The sequence below is a fragment of the Kineococcus sp. TRM81007 genome, assembly GCF_022669155.1.
Lineage (GTDB): Bacteria > Actinomycetota > Actinomycetes > Actinomycetales > Kineococcaceae > Kineococcus.
This window is the reverse complement of sequence record NZ_JALBVB010000060.1, coordinates 1-20,412: the sequence shown is the minus strand read 5'-3', so window position 1 is coordinate 20,412 and position 20,412 is coordinate 1. Positions and strand designations below refer to the sequence as shown.

At 75.7% G+C, this 20,412-nt stretch carries 16 protein-coding genes and 1 tRNA gene; 8 read left to right on the top strand and 9 right to left on the bottom strand.

What is annotated here, in order from left to right; translation table 11 throughout:
- Nucleotides 1-156: 156 nt before the first annotated feature.
- The 5 genes from flhA to csrA all read left to right on the top strand — a co-directional run bounded on the left by flhA (nucleotide 157) and on the right by csrA (nucleotide 6,055).
- Nucleotides 157-2,211 (top strand): flagellar biosynthesis protein FlhA, encoded by a 2,055-nt coding sequence (flhA, locus tag MN205_RS19210; RefSeq protein ID WP_242130040.1) that lies wholly within the window; start codon nucleotides 157-159, stop codon nucleotides 2,209-2,211.
- Nucleotides 2,189-4,708 (top strand): hypothetical protein, encoded by a 2,520-nt coding sequence (locus MN205_RS19205; protein WP_242130039.1) that lies wholly within the window; start codon nucleotides 2,189-2,191, stop codon nucleotides 4,706-4,708. The genes flhA and MN205_RS19205 overlap by 23 nt, the downstream gene beginning before the upstream one ends.
- Nucleotides 4,709-4,739: 31 nt before the next feature.
- Nucleotides 4,740-5,438: a PilZ domain-containing protein gene (locus tag MN205_RS19200; RefSeq protein ID WP_242130037.1), complete on the top strand. Its 699-nt coding sequence runs from the start codon at nucleotides 4,740-4,742 to the stop codon at nucleotides 5,436-5,438.
- Nucleotides 5,435-5,692: a hypothetical protein gene (locus MN205_RS19195; protein ID WP_242130034.1), complete on the top strand. Its 258-nt coding sequence runs from the start codon at nucleotides 5,435-5,437 to the stop codon at nucleotides 5,690-5,692. Before MN205_RS19200 ends, MN205_RS19195 begins: the two co-directional genes overlap by 4 nt.
- 126 nt (nucleotides 5,693-5,818) lie before the next feature.
- Nucleotides 5,819-6,055, top strand: a complete 237-nt coding sequence (csrA, locus tag MN205_RS19190; RefSeq protein WP_242130033.1) for a carbon storage regulator CsrA — start codon at nucleotides 5,819-5,821, stop codon at nucleotides 6,053-6,055.
- A gap of 419 nt (nucleotides 6,056-6,474) precedes the next feature.
- Here the strand turns inward: csrA and MN205_RS22165 are convergent, their stop codons facing one another.
- Genes MN205_RS22165 through MN205_RS19165 form a run of 4 tightly spaced genes read right to left on the bottom strand, consistent with a single transcriptional unit; the run spans nucleotide 6,475 to nucleotide 12,519 of the window.
- Nucleotides 6,475-7,716 (bottom strand): phosphatase domain-containing protein, encoded by a 1,242-nt coding sequence (locus MN205_RS22165; RefSeq protein WP_308220314.1) that lies wholly within the window; start codon nucleotides 7,714-7,716, stop codon nucleotides 6,475-6,477.
- 9 nt (nucleotides 7,717-7,725) lie between these two features.
- Nucleotides 7,726-8,697, bottom strand: coding sequence for an NAD(P)-dependent oxidoreductase (locus MN205_RS19175; RefSeq protein WP_242130032.1), 972 nt, complete (start codon nucleotides 8,695-8,697; stop codon nucleotides 7,726-7,728).
- Nucleotides 8,694-11,423: an alpha/beta fold hydrolase gene (locus MN205_RS19170; protein WP_242130031.1), complete on the bottom strand. Its 2,730-nt coding sequence runs from the start codon at nucleotides 11,421-11,423 to the stop codon at nucleotides 8,694-8,696. The genes MN205_RS19175 and MN205_RS19170 overlap by 4 nt, the downstream gene beginning before the upstream one ends.
- Nucleotides 11,424-11,460: 37 nt before the next feature.
- A complete protein-coding gene (locus MN205_RS19165) occupies nucleotides 11,461-12,519 on the bottom strand; it encodes a 3-oxoacyl-ACP synthase III (RefSeq protein WP_242130030.1) in 1,059 nt (352 codons plus the stop codon).
- Between the two features lie 283 nt (nucleotides 12,520-12,802).
- On the opposite strand from MN205_RS19165, the gene MN205_RS19160 reads away from it, so the two are divergent.
- Nucleotides 12,803-12,887, top strand: a tRNA-Leu gene (locus MN205_RS19160).
- Nucleotides 12,888-13,022: 135 nt separating this feature from the next.
- Here MN205_RS19160 and MN205_RS19155 read toward each other — a convergent pair.
- Entirely contained in the window at nucleotides 13,023-13,811 is a 789-nt protein-coding gene (locus MN205_RS19155; RefSeq protein ID WP_242130029.1) for a 5'-3'-deoxyribonucleotidase, read from the bottom strand.
- Nucleotides 13,812-13,930: 119 nt separating this feature from the next.
- On the bottom strand, nucleotides 13,931-15,565 hold the full coding sequence (locus tag MN205_RS19150; RefSeq protein WP_242130028.1) for a methyl-accepting chemotaxis protein: 1,635 nt from the start codon (nucleotides 15,563-15,565) through the stop codon (nucleotides 13,931-13,933).
- Between the two features lie 210 nt (nucleotides 15,566-15,775).
- Between MN205_RS19150 and MN205_RS19145 the strand changes: the two genes are divergently transcribed.
- Both MN205_RS19145 and MN205_RS19140 read left to right on the top strand, forming a co-directional pair.
- Nucleotides 15,776-16,918 carry a DUF2332 domain-containing protein gene (locus MN205_RS19145; RefSeq protein ID WP_242124046.1) on the top strand — a complete coding sequence of 381 codons (1,143 nt, stop codon included), beginning with the start codon at nucleotides 15,776-15,778 and terminating at the stop codon, nucleotides 16,916-16,918.
- Between the two features lie 219 nt (nucleotides 16,919-17,137).
- Nucleotides 17,138-18,016: a hypothetical protein gene (locus MN205_RS19140; RefSeq protein ID WP_242124044.1), complete on the top strand. Its 879-nt coding sequence runs from the start codon at nucleotides 17,138-17,140 to the stop codon at nucleotides 18,014-18,016.
- Between the two features lie 46 nt (nucleotides 18,017-18,062).
- Here MN205_RS19140 and MN205_RS22160 read toward each other — a convergent pair whose 3' ends face one another.
- The 3 genes from MN205_RS22160 to MN205_RS19125 form a co-directional block, all read right to left on the bottom strand.
- Entirely contained in the window at nucleotides 18,063-19,040 is a 978-nt protein-coding gene (locus MN205_RS22160) for a 3-hydroxyacyl-CoA dehydrogenase family protein (RefSeq protein ID WP_242124042.1), read from the bottom strand.
- Nucleotides 19,041-19,104: 64 nt separating this feature from the next.
- A complete protein-coding gene (locus MN205_RS19130) occupies nucleotides 19,105-19,899 on the bottom strand; it encodes a triose-phosphate isomerase family protein (RefSeq protein WP_242124040.1) in 795 nt (264 codons plus the stop codon).
- Between the two features lie 31 nt (nucleotides 19,900-19,930).
- Nucleotides 19,931-20,412 (bottom strand): ribose-5-phosphate isomerase (locus tag MN205_RS19125; RefSeq protein WP_242130027.1); only part of this gene is annotated, 482 nt, incomplete at its 5' end.

Sequence of the window (20,412 nt, the reverse complement as noted above, 5' to 3'; positions counted from 1 at the left end):
TCGCGTTCGGGGCGAGGGAGGGCGTCCGCCGGGCGGGGGCTCAAGGATCCGCGCCCGGGTGCCGAAGGTGGCAGTAGCCAGGACGGCGCAGCAGGGCCACGGATCGGCCGCTGGACGAGGGAACCCGCACGGGTGACCAGGACGACAGGCGGTGCAGTGCGCTTTCGCAACCTCTCGCAACTGGCGGTGCCCGTGGGCGTCGTCGGCATCATCCTGCTGCTCGTCGTGCCCGTGCCCGCCGCGCTGCTGGACTTCCTCATCGCCGCGAACATCGTGTGCTCGCTCATCGCGCTGCTGGTCTGCATGGCCGTCAAGCGGCCCCTGGACTTCTCCGTCTTCCCCTCGCTCATCCTGGTCCTGACGCTGTTCCGGCTGGGCCTGAACGTGGCGTCGACGCGGCTGGTCCTGTCCGACGGGTACGCCGGCAAGGTCATCGAGGCCTTCGGGCACTTCGTGATCTCCGGCTCGCTCGTCATCGGCCTGGTGATCTTCCTGATCCTCGTGGTCATCCAGTTCGTGGTCATCACCAAGGGCGCCGAGCGCGTCGCCGAGGTCGGCGCGCGCTTCACCCTGGACGCGATGCCCGGCAAGCAGATGGCCATCGACGCGGACCTCAACGCCGGCCTGATCGACGAGGACGAGGCGCGCAGGCGCCGCTCCGACATCAGCGCCGAGGCGGACTTCTACGGCGCCATGGACGGTGGCTCGAAGTTCGTCAAGGGCGACGCCATCGCCGGCATCATCATCGTGCTGATCAACCTGATCGGCGGCTTCGCCATCGGGATGGTCCAGCTGGGCCTGGGACCGGCGGAGGCGATCCAGCAGTACGCGCTGCTGAGCATCGGCGACGGCCTCTCCTCGCAGGTGCCCGCGCTGCTGCTCAGCGTCGGCACCGGCCTCATCGTCACCCGCTCCACGTCCAACGGCGACATGGGCACCGAGGCCATCAAGCAGCTCGGCCAGCAGAAGTCGGTCCTGCAGATCGCCGGCGGGGCCGCGGCCTTCCTGGCCCTGATCCCCGCCATGCCCAAGGTGCCGTTCCTCCTCGTCGCCGGCCTGTGCTTCGTGGGCGCCAGCCGCATCGGCAAGCGCGACGCCGCCGAGGCCAAGGCCACCGAGCTGGCCGAGCTGGCACCGGCGCCCGTCAACCCCGCCGAAGCCGCGGAGTCCCTGCTGGAGGAGATGCGCGTCGACCCGCTGGAGGTCGTCCTCGCCCCCGACCTGGTGGACCTGGTGGACACCTCCGGCGGTGGCGACCTGCTGGAGCGGGTGCGCGCCCTGCGCCGCAAGATCGCCCTGGAGGTGGGCCTGGTCGTGCCGCCGGTGCGCACCCGCGACTCCCTCGACCTGCCGGTGTCCACCTACGCGGTGCGCATCTCCGGCGTCGAGGTCGCCCGCGGCACCGCCCCGCCGGGCCAGGTCCTCGCCCTGGGCGACAACCTCGACGGCCTGCCCGGCCGCGCGACGGTGGAGCCCGTCTTCGGCCTGAACGGCAAGTGGATCCCCGCCGAGCTGCGCCACCAGGCCCAGCTGACCGGTGCCACCGTCGTGGACCGCGCCAGCGTGCTCATCACCCACCTCGGTGAGCTCGTGCGCACCCACGCCCCGCGCCTGCTGGGCCGCGAGGACGTGCGCTCCCTGGTGGACGCGCTCAAGCGCACCCACCCGGTCGTCGTGGACGAGCTCACCCCGAGCGTCCTGACACTGGGGGAGGTGCAGCGCGTCCTGCAGGCCCTGCTGGAGGAGGCGGTGCCGATCCGCGACCTGGCCCGCGTCTTCGAGGCCCTGAGCCTGAAGGCCAAGCAGGGCTCGGACCTGGACGGCCTCGTGGAGGCGTCCCGCGCCGCGCTGGGGCCGGCCGTGGCGGCGGTGCACGAGCAGGACGGCGTCCTGCACGTCATCACCCTCGACCCGCTGCTGGAGCACTCCCTGGCCGAGGCGTTGCGCCCCGGTGAGCACGGCGCCAGCCTGGCGCTGGACGCCGCCACCGCCGAGCACCTCGTGACGGCCTCAAGTTCCTGCGTGGAACGTGCCGAACAGCAGGGCATCTCCGCCGTGCTGGTGTGCGCCCCGCCCCTGCGGGCCCCGCTGCGCCGGCTCCTGAAGGTGGCCGTCGGCCGCCTGCACGTCCTGTCCTACGACGACGTCAGCAACCACCCCCGGATCGAGACGGTTGGATCGGTGAGCGGTGTCCACGCACTTGCTTCTTGAGGGCCCCGACCTGCAGGACCTCCTGGCCCAGGTCCGTCAAACCCACGGTGACGCCGCCCGCGTCGTCCGCGCCGAGCGCATCCGCTCCGGAGGCGTCGCCGGATTCTTCAGCAAGGAGCGCTACGAAGTGACGGTCGAGATGCGACACGACGGCACCGCCGGCGACGAGCAGCAGCCCGCTGGCGGGGAGGCCCTCGACTTCGAGGCGCTGCTCGCCGCCGCCGACCGCGCCGAGTCGGAGGCCGCCGAGGCCGCCGAGGACCAGGACGCCGCCGCGCCGTCCGCCGGGCGGCACGCCGCCCCCGCGGCACCGGACGCGGAGACCGCGCCCTCGCCCGTCCAGGCGCTCAAGGAGGCGGCCGCGGCTGCCGATGACTTCGAAGAGGCCCGGCAGGGCCTCGTGGAGATGCTCAAGGCCTCCGGTGCCGTGAGCAGCGCCCGCGCCGCGGGCCTGCTCGGTGCCGACGGCCCGGGCGAGGCCGGCGCCGCCGGTGAGCCCGGCCAGGAGGTCGTCGAGGAGGTCGACCTGGCCGCCGCGCTCGCCGAGGCGGCCCGTCGTGAGGAGGAGCGCCGACTGGACGCCGAACGGGCCGAGGCCGAACTGGCCGAGGAGCAGCGCCTGGAGGCCGAGCTGGCCGAGGCGCAGCGCCTGGAGGCCGAGCTGGCCGAGGAGCAGCGGATCGAGGCCGAGCTGGTCGAGGCGCAGCGCCTGGAGGCCGAGCTGGCCGAGGCGCAGCGGATCGAGGCCGAGCTGGTCGAGGCGCAGCGGATCGAGGCCGAGCTGGTCGAGGCGCAGCGGATCGAGGCCGAGCGCCTCGAGGCCGAGCACAGGGAGGCGGAGCGGCTGGAGGCCGCCCGCGCGGAAGCGGAGCGTCGGGAGGCGGAGCGCATGCAGCAGGAACGTGTGGCGACGGAGCGGCTGGAGACCGAGCGCCGTGAGGAGGCCCGCCGCGAGGAGGCCCGCCGCGAGGTGCGCCGCCGCCAGGCCGAGCGCATCGAGCGCACGACGGTGCCGGCTCAGGCGTCCGGGCGCAGCCTGGGCGACGTGCTGGCTGCCGCGGAGGCCGCCGACGGCACCGACCGCCTGCGGGCCATGCTCTCCGCCGGCCGCGGCGCCGGCACGGGGCGCGGTCGTCCCGAGGCCGCGCCGCAGCGCCCGCTGCCGCCGCACCGGCCCCTGTCGACCGAGGGCACGGGCTTCGCGGCCACCATGGCGGCGGTCCGGCACCTCGGCGCGGTCGACGCGACCACAGGACCGAACGTGATCCCTGATGTACGCTCGGTCACTAGGCAGTCGTCGCGTCCCTCGGGGACCCGCCCGGGCCGGCCGGCGGCCGCTGCAGGCGCCGGCGCCCCGTTCGGCGCGCTGCCCGCTCGCACCACGGAGGATCGCGTGACTCCTGACCAGTTCGGTGCCGCCAACGGCGTCGCCGCCCCCCGCCGCGTGGAGCGGACCGACGCGCCGGCCGAGGGCCGCGGTCGTGCGGGGGAGCAGGAGGCGCCGCTGCGCGGCGAGGGGCTCGAGGCGCGCCGCGGTGCGCCTCGCCGCCCGGAGCTGCGCCGCCCGGCTCCCGTGGAGGACCACTTCGGCGACCGCTTCGTGGAGGAGGAGCCGGCGCTGCGCGGCGCGGGTGCCGGTTACGCGGAGGACGACTACGAGGCTCCGTTCGAGCCCGCGGGGGAGCGCCGGCAGGCGTACCCGTACGCGGTGCCGGACGACCGCGCGCAGCCTCGCGACGAGCGCGGCGAGCCGCGCCACGAGGCGCGGGCGCAGCAGGCGCCCTCGCACACGCACAGCGTGGCCGGCGAGCGCGCCGCCCACGACGGGGACGACAACGAGGCAGCTGACATGGACCTGACTTACCGTGATTCTGTGACCACCTACAGCGACCGCCCGGCGGCTCGTGCTCCCTACCGCGAGCCCCACGACTCCGGCGACGTCCTGCGCCTGGCCCGCGAGATCGAGGTCCCCGTGCCGCTGCGCGTGGGTTCCGGCGAGCTCGTCGTGGTCGTCGGCGAGGCCGACGCCGTCGTGGCCGCAGCGCTGCTGGTGGCCGACGAGGTCGGGTCCGAGGCGCCGCTGGTCCTCGGCCGCGCCGACGTGCAGAACACCGTCACCGCCGAGGAGCTGCCCGCCCGCCAGGAGCAGGCGCGCCGCTGGAGCGCCCCGCTGACCGTCGCGATCCCCGCCCGCCCGACCGGTGCCGACGCCGAGCGCGCCGCGCGCCTGGCCGCCGAGATCGGCGCCGCGGCCGTCGTCGTGTGCGTGGACGCCACCCGCCGCAGCCACGCCGTCGCCGCCCAGCTGCGCGCGCTGGACGAGGCGGGCGTGCCCGCCCGTCGCCTCGCGGTGCACCGCGCCGCCGAGAGCCCGGACCCCCTCGACGTGCTGTCGCTCGACGTCCCCGTCGGCTTCCTGGACGGGCGGCCGGCCACCTCCGGCGCCTGGGCGGGTCTGCTGCTCGACGCGACGTCCGGTGGCGGCGCGGCGCGCTGACCCCGTGGCCAGGCGGACGAGCGCCGGGGTGGTGAGCTCCACCTCCCCGGCGCAGTGGCCCGCGGTCAACGGCAGGGTGCGCGTGCAGGTGCAGCTGCCCGAGGCTCTCGGCGGCGACCTCCTCGAACTGCCCACCCGCGTGGAGGACTCCGCCGAGGGCAGCCTCGTGGTGGCTGCCCCCGGCTTCTCGGGAGACCTGCACCTGGTCGCCCCCGGGATGCCGGTGACCGTCCTGTGGGCCAGCGAGCGCGGGCAGATGCGCCAGGACTTCCTGATCGCCGAGGTCGTGCGGCGCCGCGTCCCCTCGTGGGACCTGGCCCCGTGCGGGGAGGTCGAGGTCCAGCAGCGGCGCCGCTTCGTGCGGGTGCCCGTCACCGGGAACCTCCGCCTGCACGCCGTGCCCGGTGACCCGGTGCGCCAGGACCCCGACGCCGCGCCGGAGCCGGCCGTGACGGCCGCCTTCGTCGACCTCAGCGAGGGCGGGGCGTGCGTGCGCGTGCGCAGCGACGCCTGGCCCGAGGCGGGCCGGCTGGTGCGCACCGTGTTCGAGCTCGACGGCGGCCCCGTCGAGCAGCTCGCCGAGGTGGTGCGCCTCGTGCCGGACCCCGCCGGGACCGGTGAGCACGACGACCTCGTCCTGTCCTTCGTGGAGCCCGTCGCGGCGTCCGACCGCCTGCGCCGCCACGTCATGCAGGAGCAGATCCGCAACCGTCGCCGGGAGGCACCGTGACCCCGATCGTGATCGCCGCCAGCCTGCTGCTGGCCGGTCCCTCCGTCGCGGCGGCGCTGACGGGCACCGGCAGCGTGGACACCGCGCTGCTGCACCTGCTGCTGGCGCTGCTGGTGTGCACCGTCGCGGCGCGCGCGGTGCGCGCCCTGGTGCTGCACTACCAGGGCGCCGTGGAGGCGGCCGCGGAGGCTCAGCTCGAGGCCGACGGCGACGCGGGGGCCGACCACCCCGCCCGCCGGCGCGGAGACGCCTGAGCGGGCCGTCCCCACCGCTGCGGGACCCCGCCGCGACGCCCGTCCCCACCGNGGGCGTCGCGGCTCGCCGGGCCGGTGTGACGCGCAGGCGAAGGCTGGCCACGGATCGTCACCTATGCTGGGGCCATGCTCGTCCTGACGCGCAAGGCCGGAGAATCCGTCGTCATCGGCGACGAGGTCGTCGTGCGCGTCCTGGAGGTGCGGGGGGACGTGGTGCGCGTGGGCATCGAGGCGCCGCGCGACGTGCAGGTCCACCGCCAGGAGGTCTACGAGGCGGTGCGCGAGGCCAACGTCGCGGCGGCCGCGGCCAGCGAGGAGGCCGTCTCCGCCCTGCAGAACCTGGTGCGCCGCACCGGCACCTGAGCACCCGGCACCTGAGCACCCGGCACCGCGGACCGGTGGTCGCGACGGGGACCGCGTGACGAAGATCACGTGGTGGGGGGCACCCGGACGGGTGGTGCGGCCCCGGCCCGGTCTCCCTACAATTCCCGCACCGGTTCCGCCTCGCGGTTCCGGTGACGATCCGCCACCCCCGTGGTGTGAGGACAGGGCTGTCCGCGGTTCGAGCAGCAGACCGGTACGCCGGTCACCGTCCGGGACCAGGAGGTACGAAGATGGACCAGAACACTCCCGTGCAGGACACCGACGTCGTCATCGACGTGCGTGACGCCGCCGACCTGACGACCGTCGCCAACCCGCGCCGCGTGCGTCTCTGACGCCCGCCGCACCCGAGCCGGGGCCGGCACCGCACCGCGGTGCCGGCCCTCTCGCGTCCTGCGTCCTCAGGCGTCCCGCAGCAGCCCCGCGCGGTGCCAGCGGTGCATCAGCTCGAAGCCGTTGTCCCCGCTCACCCACGGCACCCGGGAGTCCGCCGGCGCGGCCGTCGCCGTCAGCGGTCGGCCACCGGCCAGCAGCTGCTCCGCGGGGGTCAGCCGCCGGATCGCCACGCCGGCCACCCGTTCCGGGGCGGCCGCCACGAACTCCGCGTACAGCTGCGGGTCGTGCTGGCCGTCGTCGCCCACCAGCAGCCACGTCACCTGCGGCAGCTCCCGCGCCAGCCGCGCCAGGCTGCCGCGCTTGTGCGCGCTGCCGTCGCGGAACCACCCCGTGTTCGTCGGCCCCCAGTCCGTCAGCAGCAGCGGCCCCTCCGGGTACCCGGAGCGGCGCAGGAACCGCGTCATCGTCGGCGCCACGTTCCACGCGCCCGTCGACAGGTACAGCACCGGCGAGCCCGGGTTCTCCGCCACGAACTGCTGGTACATCTCCGCCATGCCGTTGACGGGCACGCGCGCCTTCTCGTTGAGCACGAAGCTGTTGTAGGCCGCCAGCATCGGACGCGGCAGGCGGGTGACGACGACCGTGTCGTCGATGTCGGAGAGCAGCCCCAGCTGCGCCTGCGGGCCCACCACCACCACGCGGGAGGTGCCGTGGTGCTCCCGCGCCGCCTCCGGCGTCCGCTCCCCGCCCCCCTCGGTGTCGTCCTCGACGCGCTCCAGCGCCTCCTCGAGGGCCTCCCGGTCCACCCGGTGGTCCGGGCCCACGGTCAGGGTGATCGGGTGCTCACCCGGCGGCAGGTCGACCTCGACCACCTCGTCCAGGTAGCCGCCGCGGTCCGTGCGCAGCCGCACCCGGCGACCGCCCACGTGCACCGTGACCTCCACCCCCGCCACCGGCACGGTGAGGAAGTTGCGCCAGCCGCGCACGCTGCGCGCGGCCTCGCGCTCCAGCTCCGCGGCCTCGCCCTCGCGGCCCAGGACGACCCGGCCCAGCACCCGCACCCACCCCGGCCCGCCGTAGCAGGGGTAGGCCACCGCGCGGGCGTGGTAGCCGCGCCGGCGCAGACCGGAGCCGACGACACCCTTGACGGCGTCCTCCACCCGGGCCGCGCGGTGCAGGCCGTGCTCACCGGGTCGCGGCGTCAGGTCCAGCCCGCGCAGCTCCTCCAGGTCGCGCAGCGCCTCCTCGCGCCGCCACACCCGTGCCCCGGAGCGTGCTGGGCCCGTCGTCGTCCCCCGTGTGATCACGGGTTCACGCTAACGGGGCTCGAACCCGGCGGCGAGGCGGCGGAACCCCTCCTCCAGCGGCACCCGCGGCTCCCAGCGCAGCGCCTCGCGCGTGCGGCGCTGCTCGAACCAGTGCGCGGTGGACAGCTGCTCGGCGAGGAACCGGGTCATGGGCGGCTCGTCCGCCACCCGCAGGCCCGTCCAGGCGCGCTCCACGACGCTCCCGGCGACCTTCGCCACCGCCGACGGCACCCGCCGGGCCGGTGCCGGCACCCCCGCGGCCTCGCAGATGCTCGCGAGCCACTCCGCCACCGTGCGCGGCTCGCCGTTGGTGACCACGAACGCCTGCCCGTGCACGTCCTCGGCGCGGTCCAGAGCCGCCACCAGCGCGTCCACGGCGTTGTCGACGTAGGTGGTGTCGATCAGCGCCGTGCCGTCGTCCAGCAGCGGGAGGCGACCGGCGCGGGCGCGATCGGCGATGCGCTGCACCAGCTGCGTGTCGCCGGGGCCGATGACGATGTGCGGTCGCACCGCGACGACCGCGAAGCCGGGGGCGTCGGCAGCCAGCGCCAGCAGCTCCGCCTGCGCCTTCGTCACCGCGTAGGAGCCGTGCGCGGCGGACGGATCGGCGGGCGTGGTGCCCACCCCCACCAGCGCCGAACCGCCGTGCGCGACGGACGGCGAGCTCACCATGACGAACCGGGAGGCGCCCGCGGCGCGGGCCGCGGCCAGCAGCCGCTCGGTGCCGCGCACGTTCGTCTCCACGTACTCCTCGTGCGGGCCGGTGATGGACACCTTCGCCGCCAGGTGCACCACGGCGTCCACACCGGCGCAGGCGCGCTCCAGCGCAGCGGCGTCGGCGACGGACCCCAGGACCTCCTCGACGCCGTCGAGGCCGGCGGGGCGGCGCTGCAGGACCCGCACGTCCTCGCCCCGGCGGGCCAGGGCCAGAGCGGTCTCGCGGCCCAGCATCCCGCTGGCACCGGTGACGAGGACCTTCACGCGAGCCTCCCGGCCTTCTCGCCGGCCAGGACCCGCTCCGCCCAGGCGGCGACGCGGACCCGGTCGATCTTGGAGTTGTGCCGCACGTCCGTCGGCAGGGCAGGCACCAGGAGCACCGCCGCCAGGTTCCGGCCGGTGGCGTGCCGCACCCGCCGGGACAGCGCCGGGGGAGCGACGGTGGTGCGCCCCACCGGCCCGGTCACCGCCGTCTCCGCCTCCGCCACGACGACGAGCTGGCGCGCCCCGCGCGGTCCGACCCCGACCAGGGCCGCACGCGCGATCCCGTCGACCGACTCCGCGCGCTGCTCCACGCCCACCGGGGTGACGACCTCGTCGGCCGTGACCACCACGTGCGCCAGTCGGCCCTCGATCCACACCCGGCCGGCGTCGTCGAGGTGCCCGACGTCACCGGTGCGGTGCCAGCGCCCCGCGCCGACCGCGCGGGTCAGCTCCTCCGAGGGCCGCACCCGCACGCTCGCCGCGTGCGTGGCCCACAGCTGGTCGTAGTGGTCCTTCACGTGCTCGCCGCCCACGACGACCTCACCCGTCACCCCGGGCGCGGCCACCACGTCGTCGCCGGCGGCGCCGTCGGCGTCCAGCGGCGCGATGCCGACGACCACCCCGGGCACGGGACGGCCCACGCAGGTGCCCTCGCCCTCGCCGGCCTCCAGGACGTCGGAGAGGCTGACGTCGGTGGCCGGCAGCACCTCGGTGGCGCCGTACGGGGTGCGCGGGTCCGCCAGCGGCATCAGCTCGCGCACCCGCTGCAGCAGCGGCGTGGGCACGGGCGCACCCGCCGACAGCAGCACCCGCACCCCGGCCAGCGCCTCGCGGCGCCGCTCGTCCAGGTCGTCGGCGGTGGCCAGCACGTTGACGACCGCCGCCGGCGACAGGAACGCGGAGGTGGCGCCGCTCGCGGCGACCGCGTCGGCCAGCGCCGTCGCGGTCAGCGTCGCCGGCTTCGTCACGTCCATCGCCGGCACCACGCAGGTGGCGCCCAGAGCCGGCCCGAACAGCGCGAACGGCGCGAACGCCGAGACGAGCGGGTGACCGGGACCGGTGCGGATCACCGCGCCCATGGCGACGGCCAGCCCCGCCAGCTGCGCGTGCGTGTACACCACGCCCTTGGCGGGGCCGGTGGAACCGGAGGTGAACAGGACCGCGCCCTCGGCGTCCCCGGCCGGCTCCGCAGGCAGGGCGGCGCCCCCCGCGAGCCGGTTCTGCCCGCGCTCGGCCACGTCCAGCAGCGTCGCCTCCGCACCCGTGGCGCGCAGGACCGCGTCGCTCACCGGCCCGGCGGCCACGCGCCGTCCCGGCCAGCGCAGCGCGCGCGCGGCGGCCAGCGCCTTCGGCACCCCGATCACCCAGTCGACCCCGCTGGCGGTGACCGCGCGGGTCAGGCCCCGCACGCCCAGCCCGGCGTCGGCGACGACGGCCACCGCGCCCACGCGCAGCACGGCGTACAGCGCCGCGGTCAGGTCCGCCCCGGGCGGCACCAGCAGCGACACGCGCTGCCCGGGCCTCACGCCCAGGTCCTCCAGGCCCGCGGCGAGCTCCCGGGTGCGCCGCGCCAGCAGCGACCAGCCGATCGCCCGGGAGGTGCCGTCGGGACGGACCTCCACGACGGCCGGTCCCTCGTCCTCCGAGCGCTCCTCCAGCGCCGCCCACAGCCGCGGCGCCCCGAGCCCGGTCGCGGCGGCCGTGCCGGTGGTGACCGGCGGAGCAGCGCCCTCCAGGCGCGCGCCGAGCCAGTCCAGCACGACCGGCGCGAAGCGCGGGTCCTCGGGCGTCAGGTGGCTCGCGCCGGCGAGGCGGTGCACGTCGGCGCCGGGCAGCCGCCGGCGCCAGTCCCGCAGGAACCCCTCGCCGAAGACGGGGTCGCGCGGGCCCCACAGCACCAGCGCGGGCAGACCCGCCTCGCGCAGCCGGTCCACGCCGGCCGTGACCGCGTCCAGCGCCGGACGGCTGGGGTGGTCGTGCCCGACGGGCACGTCCGCGACGAAGTCCTCGATGCCGGCGCGGTCGTCGGCCGTGCGGTACGGCGCCCGGTAGGCGTCGCGCACCCGCACGTCCAGGGCCGGCTTCGGCAGCGCCAGCGTGGTGCGCAGGAAGACCTCCGCGCGGCGCGTCACCAGCGGCAGCACCCCCGGCAGCAGCGCCGCACGCAGCGCCCCCGGCGGGGGGGCGTCGGCGGGGTACGAGGCGGCGGTGTTCGCCACGACCAGCCCGGCCAGCCGCGCCTCGCCGCCGTTGGCGCGGTGCCGGCCGGCACCGCCGCGCTCGCGCTCCAGCTGCTCCGCGGCCCACCCGGTGACGACGATGCCGCCCCAGTCCTGCCCGACGGCCACCACCGGCCCGGTCAGCTCCAGCGCGTCCAGCACGTTCGCCAGGTCGCGGGTGCGCTGCGTCAGCGTGCGGTGGACGCCGGTGCGCTCGGAGAAGCCCATCTCCAGCTGGTCCACGGCCACCACACGCCACGGCCGGGCTGCGGCTGAGGCCGCCGCCGCCAGGTGCCGCCACAGGTACGACCACGTGGGGTTGCCGTGCACGCACACCAGCGTCCCGGCCACGTCGTCCTCGCCGGCACCCGGAGCGGTGTCCAGCAGGTGCCAGGTGCGCTGCACGCCCGCGCTGTCGGGGGCCCGCACGAGCCGCGACCAGGCCGGGTCCAGCCCGGGCAGGCCGGCGGGCGGCAGGGCGGCCGGGCGCAGGGGAGGGGTCACCACCGTCGGCGCTCGCTGCCGGCGGGGCGCTGCGGGGCGTTCACCAGGCCAGCTCGATCATCGCGGTGTTCAGGCCCGACCCGACGCCCATCGCGACGACGCGGTCGCCGCGGCTGAGCTCCGGGGCGGTCGCCGCCAGCGTCATGGGCAGCGAGATCGGCCCGACGTTGCCCCAGCGCGGGAACGTCATCGGCACCTTCGCCGGGTCGATGCCGACGCGCTCCACCAGCGTCTGCGTGTGCACGCGGGAGATCTGGTGGATGACGAAGCGGTCGGCGCCGCGCCAGCCCCACAGCTCGTCACCGCCGTTGAAGGCGTCGGCGACGATCTCGATGCCCTCGTTGAGCAGCAGCTTGGTGTCGGTGCGCATGTGGTTCATGTCGCCGATGCACAGCTCGTGGTGGGCGGTGCCGGCGCGCGTGACACCCCCGAGGACGCGGTGCGCCTCCGGGTGCTCGTCGGCGCGGCCCAGCACCGCAGCCGCTGCCCCGCAGCCCAGCGTCATGGTCGCGAACTCGTTGAGGAAGTCCTTGCGGGTGATGCCGTCGCGCTGCAGGCGCGCGATCGTCCCCTCGTGCATGCTGCGCACGTCCTCGGCGCCCAGGACGACCGCGTAGCGCACCGCGCCGGCGTCGATCATCGCCGAGGCGACCTGCAGGCCGTTGACCCAGCCCAGGCAGGCGTTCGTGATGTCGAAGTTCATCGCCGAGGCGGGCAGGTCCATGCCGTGGTGGACGGCCGTGGCGATGGCCGGCTCCAGGTGCGGGCGGGTCACCGTGGTGCTGATGACCAGCCCCACCTCGGACGCGTCCACCCCCGCCTCGGACAGCGCCTTCACCCCGCACTCGGCGGCGACCTCGGCGGCGTCCTGACCGTCGGCCCACCAGCGCCGCTCCGTCACGCCGGCGACCTTCTCCAGCAGGCCCGGGCGCAGCCGCAGGCGCTCCAGGGTCGGTGCCAACACCTCGTCGAAGTGGGAGGACGGCACGACCACCGGCGCCTCGACGTGCGACACCGACAGCAGGGCCGCGTTGGCCGGACGGAAGGTCGAATTGCCCAGCGCGTCCCGGCCGGTGCTGTCGTTCAAGGGCTTCCCCACATCCTCGCTCCTGCGCCGCCCGGTGGACCACGTGCTGCCGGCGGCCCCTCGGGGACACCGGCGCGGCAGTCGCGGCGAGGGATCAGGTTAACCGCCTGTCGCCGCGGCGCCTCCCGAGGCGGTCCTCCGACTGCAGCGGGCTCCTGCGGACCTCGCCGGTCGTGCACGGCAGGTGCACGGCGGGTGATCAGCGGGTGCCCGGTGGGTGCTCGGGGAGGGGGCGCCGCCGTGCTACGGTTTTCCTCGTCCTGAGCGCGCCGGGAAGGCGGGCGCAGGGTCACTCGTCCGGGTGGCGGAATAGGCAGACGCGCTAGCTTGAGGTGCTAGTCCTCGTATAGAGGGTGGGGGTTCAAGTCCCCCCTCGGACACTCGTTGAGACAGCGACGAGATCGGCTCTGACCAGCATTCGTGCAGGTCAGGGCCTTTTTCGTGTCCGGGCGTCTTCGTCCGGAGCTCGTGGGCGAACCGGCGCCGGCAGCGGCGGGGTGGCTACGGCGGGGTGGCTACGGCAGGGTGGCGCGGACCCGGCGAGCGCGGGACGGGGCGGGCGGCGGCGTCCGCGCGGCGGCACGGGCACCCCCGCCGGCGGGCGCCCGGCCCCGCACCGGTGCCGGGCGGTGGGTGCTGGCCGGGGTGCGCGCGTCGGCCAGGCGTGGCAGGACCAGGGTGCCGCGGGCGGTCCGCTCGGCCTCGACGGTGTCGAGGACCTCGCTCCAGCTCGACCAGTCCAGGTGCTTCCCGGGCAGGTTCTCGTTGTAGCCGGTGCGGTAGTACACGTGCGTCCAGCCCGGGGCGGCGAAGGTGCCCACCACCTCGGGCTTGTCGTCGATGAGCACGTCACCGGCGACCAGGGTCTTGTCCCGGGTGACGATCACGCGTTCCGTCCAGTGCAGCCCCAGGTGCTCCTCGACCCACTCGTACTTCTCGCGCACGCAGTGCCGGTAGGCGCGCACCGGAGCGGTGCAGATGCGCACGTCGTGGCCGGCGTCGAGCATCGCCTCCAGCGCCCGGCGGGCGCCGGGCAGGGGGCGCAGCTCGCGGAAGAACCCCTCCTGCGCAGGGACGGCGCGGATGCTCTCGTGCCACTGCTCGGGGTAGCTGTCCTCGATCCAGTACGAGTCCGCCTGCGCGCGCGGGACCAGCGGGGCCTCCGGGTGCGCGGCGGAGAAGCGGCGGTCGAAGCCGTCGCCGAAGTCCGCGAGCGTCTGGTCCTGGTCCACGAGGACGAGCACGAGCGGACCCCTCCCGAGGCGGTGGACGACGGCGGCGCCCGAGGGCGTCCGGGTGCTCATCGGCACGAACGCCCCCGCGGTGAAGGCCCGTGGACGGGGAGGGCGCCGGTACCGGCCCGGGCGGGCGGGGTCCCGAGCGGGCGGGGTACCGCGGCGGTGGGACGGCCGAGCCCGGCGGTTCAGACCCGGAAGCGCCCCACGAGCCCTTGCAGCTCAGCCGCCGTGCGCGAGAGGTCCGCGGCGGCCCGGCTGGTCGCGGAGGCGCCCTCGTCGGTCTCCCGGGCGACGGTGGACACCCCGGAGACGCTGCGGGCGATGCCGTCGGCGCCCGCGGCGGCCTGCGCGACGGAGCGGTTCATCTCCTGCGTGGTGGCGGTCTGCTCCTCCACCGCGGCGGCGATGGTGGCCTGGCGGTCGTTGATCTGGGCGATGATCCCGCTGATGCCGTCGATGGCCCCGACGGCGGCGGTGGTGTCCTGCTGGATGGTGTGCACCCGCGCGACGATGTCCTCGGTGGCGCGAGCGGTCTGCTGCGCGAGCTCCTTGACCTCGCTGGCGACGACGGCGAAGCCCTTGCCGAGCTCGCCGGCGCGGGCGGCCTCGATGGTGGCGTTCAGCGCCAGCAGGTTCGTCTGCTCGGCGATGGCGGTGATGGCCCTCACGACGTCGCCGACCTCCGCGGAGGAGCGCCCGAGGCGGTCGACGATCTCGCCGGTCTCCTGCGCCATCCCCACGGCGCGCGTGGCCACCTCGCTCGCGCCGGCGGCGTTGTCCGCGATCTCGCGGATGGACGCGCCCATCTCCTCGGTGCCCGCGGCCACGGTGGACACGCTGCCGGAGACCCCGTCCACGGCCTGCGACGCCTGCTCGACCCGGGCGGCGGAGTCCCGCGCGTTCGCCGACAGCTGGGCGGAGGTGGCCGTCAGCTCCTCGCTGGCGGTGGCCAGGGCGTCGGCGTTGCCGGAGATGGCGCGCACGGTGCCGGCCATCCCCGCGATGGCCTTGTTCAGGGCGCGCGCCATGTCGCCCACCTCGTCGCGGGTGTCGACGTCCAGGGTGCGGGAGAGGTCGCCGTCGGCCAGCCCCTCGAGGACCTCCACGGTGCGCTCCAGCGGCTTGGAGACCATGCGCGCGATGCCGACGGCCAGGGCCAGCCCCAGCGCGACGGCGGCGACGATGGTGACGACGGTGACGGTCCGGGCGGTCGCGTAGGCCTCGCGGGCGTCCGCGAGGTAGGCGGCGCCGAAGTCGCGCTGGACCACCTTCAGGGCGTCGAGCCGGGTGCGCGCCTGCTCGAAGAGCGCGTCGGCGCGCTCCGCGCGGGCGGCGGCGTACTCGCCGCCGTCGTTGCTGCCCAGGGCGATGGGCACCAGGACGGTGTCGCGCTCCTGGCGCCACTGCGCGACGAGGTCCGCGACCTCGGCGATGGACTCGCCGGTGGCGGCCGGGGCGTCGGGGCCCGCGCCGGCGGCGAGGTGCGCGTCCAGCTCGTCGTCGACGGTCCCCAGTTCGGCGACCAGCTCGGTGACGGCCGAGGCGTCGGTCTGCATGAAGAGCTCGTCGAGCTGGACCAGGGAGCGTTCCAGGCGGACGTGGGCACGCTCGAGCTCGTCCAGGGGCTGGGTGACGTTGACGTCGTAGGCGCTCAGGCGTTCCTGGGAGTCGCTCAGGCGTGCCAGGCCCAGGACGCCGACCACGACGACCGCGCAGCAGACGACGAGGAAGCCCGCCATCAGCTTCGACGCGGTCCTCAGGTCGCGGAAGGCGCCGAGCGGCCCGCGGGGACCGGGGGTGGGCGGGTGAGCGCTGGCCATGGTGGTCCTCCGTCGGACGTCGGCCGTGGACGGCCCGGGGGGTGCGCCGCGCTCGGCAGGTGCTGCCTGTGCCGTGCTCATCGGCACGGGCACCGGGTCGGTTGAGGCGTTCGAGGCGTTCCGCCGGTTCCGTCCGGGGCGCTCCGGTCCGGGGCGCACGGGTGCGGGCGTGGTGGGGTGCCCGCGCCCGGCGCTCGCTAGCGTGGGTGGATGACCGGTGAGCGGGCGGGGGACGGGGCGGACGCGGGCGGGACGGCAGGCGCCGGGCGGCTCGTGGACCTGCTGCGCGACCAGGCGCGCGCCTGCGCCGACCTCGGCTCCCCCCTGTACGCGCGACTGCTCACCCGCGCCGCCGACGACGTCCTGGCCGGTGGCCCGGTGCGCCTGGTGCTCGCCGGGCACGAGGACGACCCGCCGGGTGCGGCGCTGCCGCTGCGGCTGCTGGGCGTCGCGCACCGCCTGGCCCTGTCCGGCGCCGCCCCCGGCTACGCCGCGCACCTGCCCAGCACGGGCGGTGACGGCGACGCGGAGGCCGCCTGGTCGGCGTTGCGCGACCTGCTGGCCGCCTCGGGGGAGGAGGTGCGCGCGGGGTTGCGCACGGCCCCGCAGACCAACGAGGTGGGGCGGGCCGCGGCGCTGCTGGGCGGCCTGCTCACCGCCGTCGCGCAGGTGCGCCCCACTCCCGGCCCGCCCGTGCCGGTGCGGCTGCGGGAGGTGGGCTGCTCCGCCGGGCTGAACCTGCTGCTGGACCGCTTCCGCTACCGCGGTGGCGACGGGCGGGTGCGTGGGCCGGAGGAGTCGCCCGTCGAGCTGGAGGGGGCCTGGGACTCCGAACCGCCGGCGTGGCCGGCGCCGGGTTCCTTCCGGGTCGTCGAGCGCGTCGGCGGCGACCCGGACGTCGTGGACCCCACCTCGGCCGACGGCGCGCTGCTGCTGCGCTCGTACGTGTGGGCGGACCAACCGCACCGCGCCGCACGCCTGGAGACCGCCCTCGAGCTGGCGCGGCGGGTTCCGGTGGACCGCCGCCGGATCGGGGCGGCCGGTCTGCTGGCGGACCTCCGGCTGCAGGACGGGGCGCTGACGGTGGTGCAGCACTCGGTGGTGTGGCAGTACCTGCCCGACGACGAGCGGGAGGCCGCCGAGCGGCGGCTGGCGCAGCTCGGCGAGGCCGCGACGCCCGCGGCCCCGCTGGCCCGGGTCTCCCTGGAACCCGGTGGTGGCGACGCGGGCGCCTTCGACCGCGGGGAGACGGGTTACCCGGTGACCGTCACCACCTGGCCGGGCGGGCAGCGCCGCGTCGTGGGGACGGCTCCACCGCACGGCGTCCCCGTCCGGTGGGACGCCCAGCGGTAGGCCGGGTCCGCGGGCGCCGCCCCCGGGCTCGGGGGCCTCGCGGTCGGGCTCCGGTGATCGCCGCGCGCGACTGGGAGAAAATGCCGTTATCGCGGGTACAAAATCCGGTAAAAAACCCGGTGCGATCCGGCAGCGGAGGGGAACCGGTGTCTGCGCGCCTCCCTACGGTGTGGACGCCGGAACGACGGGTCCCGGCGTCTCGATGGTTTGGAGGAGCGCGTGCGGCGACTGGTCGTGGACGTGGGGCTCGCCGTGCTGGCGGCTGCGGCGGGCGCCGCGCTGGGTCTGGAGCGGGCCGGCACCTGGGACGGCGGCCCGGGCGTCGTGGCCGCCCTGGTGCTGCTCACCGCCGTCCTCGCCGTCGTCTCCACTGTCGAGCAGGCGGTCGGCCGGTGGCGCGCCGGACGGCGGGCCGCGCACCGGGACGTGCTGGACGACCTGCTGCACGCGGTGCTGTGGAGCGTCGTGGACGCGACCGGGCTGGACCCGCGCGAGCTGGCGGTCGCCGCCTACCGGCTGCACCGGCCGGCGTGGCCGGGGCGCCCCGCGCGGTTGCTGCGGCTGCACCGGGTGCGCGCGGGGCGCCGTCCCGCGGCCTCGGGGACGGTCTGGGCGCCCGGCAAGGGCGTGATCGGCCGGTGCGTGGCTGAGGGGGAGGTCGTCGCCGTGGACGTGTCCGCCGCCGAGAGCGCCCTCGGCGAGGTCGACGCCGCCGGCTGGCGGCGCCTCCCCGCGGAGGCGAGGCAGGGGCTGACGTTCGAGGAGCACCGCCGGTTGCGCGGCAAGTACGGCGCCGTGGTCGCCGTGCCGCTCGTGGACGACTCCGGGCCCGTGTCGGCCGTGGTGGGCTGCCTGGCGCTGGACGGCCCCGCGGGCTCCCTGCCGCGCCTGACCGACCCCGTCGTGCTGGGGGTCCTGGAGGCCAGCGGCCGGGCGCTGCGCCGCCTCGAGCTGCCCGCGGCGTCGGCCGCGGCACGCGCCGCGGCCCAGGGCGCTCCGGACGCCGGGTGCCTCGTGCTGCACGCGCAGCTGCAGCGCCTCGACGTGCCGGCCGAACGCGTGCGGGCGCTGACCGGTGAAGGGGTGCCCGGGAGCTGACCCGGGCGGGACCGGCCCTCCACCCGGGGTGGAGGGCCGATCGTGCTCACTCGGCGAGCGGCGAGGGGCCCAGGTCGGCCAGCAGCTCGGCCATCTTCTTGTAGGCCTTGTTGCGGTAGTCGATGAGCGCGGCGAGCTTCTCCGGCTCCAGCTCCAGGAACCCGGAACCGGTCTTGGTGCCGAACTTGCCCTCCGCCACCAGCTCCAGCAGGTTCTGCGGCGCCGAGAGGCGCTCACCGAAGTGGTTCTCCAGGACCTTGAAGCCCTTGGCGTACACGTCCAGGCCGGCCATGTCGGCGATGGCGAACGGCCCGAAGAACGGCAGGCGGAAGCCGAAGGTGGTGGAGACGATCGTGTCGACGTCGGTGGGCGTGGCCACGCCCTCCTCGACGACCGTCATGGCCTCCTTCAGCAGGACGTACTGCAGGCGGTTCAGGACGAAGCCGGGCACGTCCTGCACCTGCGCGCCCTTGCGGCCGGCGCGGGTGAGCAGGTCGTCGATGAGGGGCAGGACGGCCGGGTCGGTCGCCTCGCCGGTGACGAGCTCGACGCCCGGGATGAACGGCGCCGGGTTGGAGAAGTGCACGGTGAGGAACAGCGAGGCGTCCTCGAAGGCCTCGGCGAGCACCTTGACCGGGATGGTGGAGGTGTTGGTGCCGATGATGGTGCCGGGGGTGACGGCCTTCTCGACGCGGGAGAGGACGTCCTTCTTGACGGCCGGGTCCTCGAAGACCGCCTCCTCGACGAAGTGGACGTCGGCGACGGCCTCCTCGATGGAGTCGGCGGGGTGGAACTTCTCCTTCAGCACCTCGGTGCTGCCGGGCGCGAACAGGCCCTGCCCCTCGAAGAGCTCGGACTCCTTCAGCAGGCGCTCGTAGTTGCGCTGGGTCGACTCCTTGTCGGCGTCGGCCAGCCAGACGTCGTTGCCGGCCAGTGCCAGCGACTGGGCGATGCCGCCGCCCATGTAGCCGGTGCCGATCTGGGCGACGCGGGTGATCTTGTCGGTGCGGGGTGCGGTGGGCACAGCGTTCTCCGGTCGTGAGTGGTGGGTGGCCGCAGGAGCCGCGTCGCACCCCGCCGGGGCGGGGTCAGGCGCGGTCGCCGGCCTGCGGGCCGGGGACGTGGTCGGCGGTGCCGCGCAGTTCGGCGATCTCGTCGATCACCGCGCGGAAGTTGGCGACGTCGTGGGCGAAGCGCCCCAGGAACAGGCCGTCGACGCCGTCGGCGACCTGGGTGAACAGGCCGGGGCCTGCGCTGCCGCCGTAGAGGATCCGGGTGGTGCCGCTGCGGTGCGACAGCGCCTCGCGCAGCCGGGTGGTGACGCCCACGACGTGCTCCGGGGGTGCCGGTTCGGTCTGCCCGATGGCCCAGTTGGGCTCGTAGCCGATGGCGACCTCGGCGTCACCGGGCACCTCCTCCAGGGCGGCCAGCACCTGGCTGATCGTGGTGCGGGCCGCGTCCTCGACGTCGATGCGCACGTTCTCGCCGATGCAGATCAGCGGGACCAGGCCGTTGCGGGCCGCCGCGGCGGCCTTGCGGGCGGTGACGATGTCGTCCTCGGCGAACATGCGGCGGCGCTCGGCGTGGCCGATCTCGACGAAGCGGACCCCCGCTTCGCGCAGCGCCGCGGGGGAGACCTCGCCGGTCAGCGCCCCGAAGTCCTCCCAGGAGGCGTCCTGCGCCCCCACCGCCACGGGCGTGCCGCGCAGCAGGTCCACGGCCGTGGTGATGTTGAGGAAGTCGGGGATGACGAACGCGTCCACGCCGCTCGCCGCGACGTCCGGACCGAGGGCCGCGACGTCGGCGAGGTAGCTGCGCGTGCGGGCCAGCGAGAAGTACATCTTGAGGCTGACCCCGACGAGCGGGCGTGGACGGCTGGTCATGGTGCGTGCTCTCCGGTGGTGTGCGGCGGTCTCAGCAGGAGGCGACCGTATCGGCCTCGGCCGCGTCGGACGCGTCGGTGTCGGTCTCGTACCCGCAGATCGCGTCGACCTTGGCCTTGGAGGCGCTGGAGGGGTCGAAGACGTAGCCGAGGAACTCCTTGGCCAGCCGGCGCGCGAGCTCCTTGCCGATCACGCGCTCGCCCAGGGTGAGGACCTGCGCGTCGTTGGAGAGCACCAGGCGCTCGACGGAGAAGGAGTCGTGCGCGGTCGAGGCGCGCACGCCCTTGACCTTGTTCGCGGCGATGGCCACGCCCATGCCGGTGCCGCACACGAAGATGCCGCGGTCGGCCTCACCGGCGGCGATCTTGCGGGCACCGGCCACCGCCACGTGCGGGTAGGCGGTGTCCTCGTCGCCGTTGATGCCGACGTCGATGACCTCCTTCACGCGCGGGTCCTTCTCCAGGTCGGCCTTGATGGCGTCCTTGTAGGACAGCCCGGCCTCGTCGGCGGCGA

Coding starts and splice junctions, on each gene's coding strand:
- MN205_RS19150 (WP_242130028.1), bottom strand. CDS start 15,565: ATGGCCAGCGCTCACCCGCCCACCCCCGGTCCCCGCGGGCCGCTCGGC.
- MN205_RS19155 (WP_242130029.1), bottom strand. CDS start 13,811: ATGAGCACCCGGACGCCCTCGGGCGCCGCCGTCGTCCACCGCCTCGGG.
- csrA (WP_242130033.1), top strand. CDS start 5,819: ATGCTCGTCCTGACGCGCAAGGCCGGAGAATCCGTCGTCATCGGCGAC.
- MN205_RS19145 (WP_242124046.1), top strand. CDS start 15,776: ATGACCGGTGAGCGGGCGGGGGACGGGGCGGACGCGGGCGGGACGGCA.
- MN205_RS19130 (WP_242124040.1), bottom strand. CDS start 19,899: ATGACCAGCCGTCCACGCCCGCTCGTCGGGGTCAGCCTCAAGATGTAC.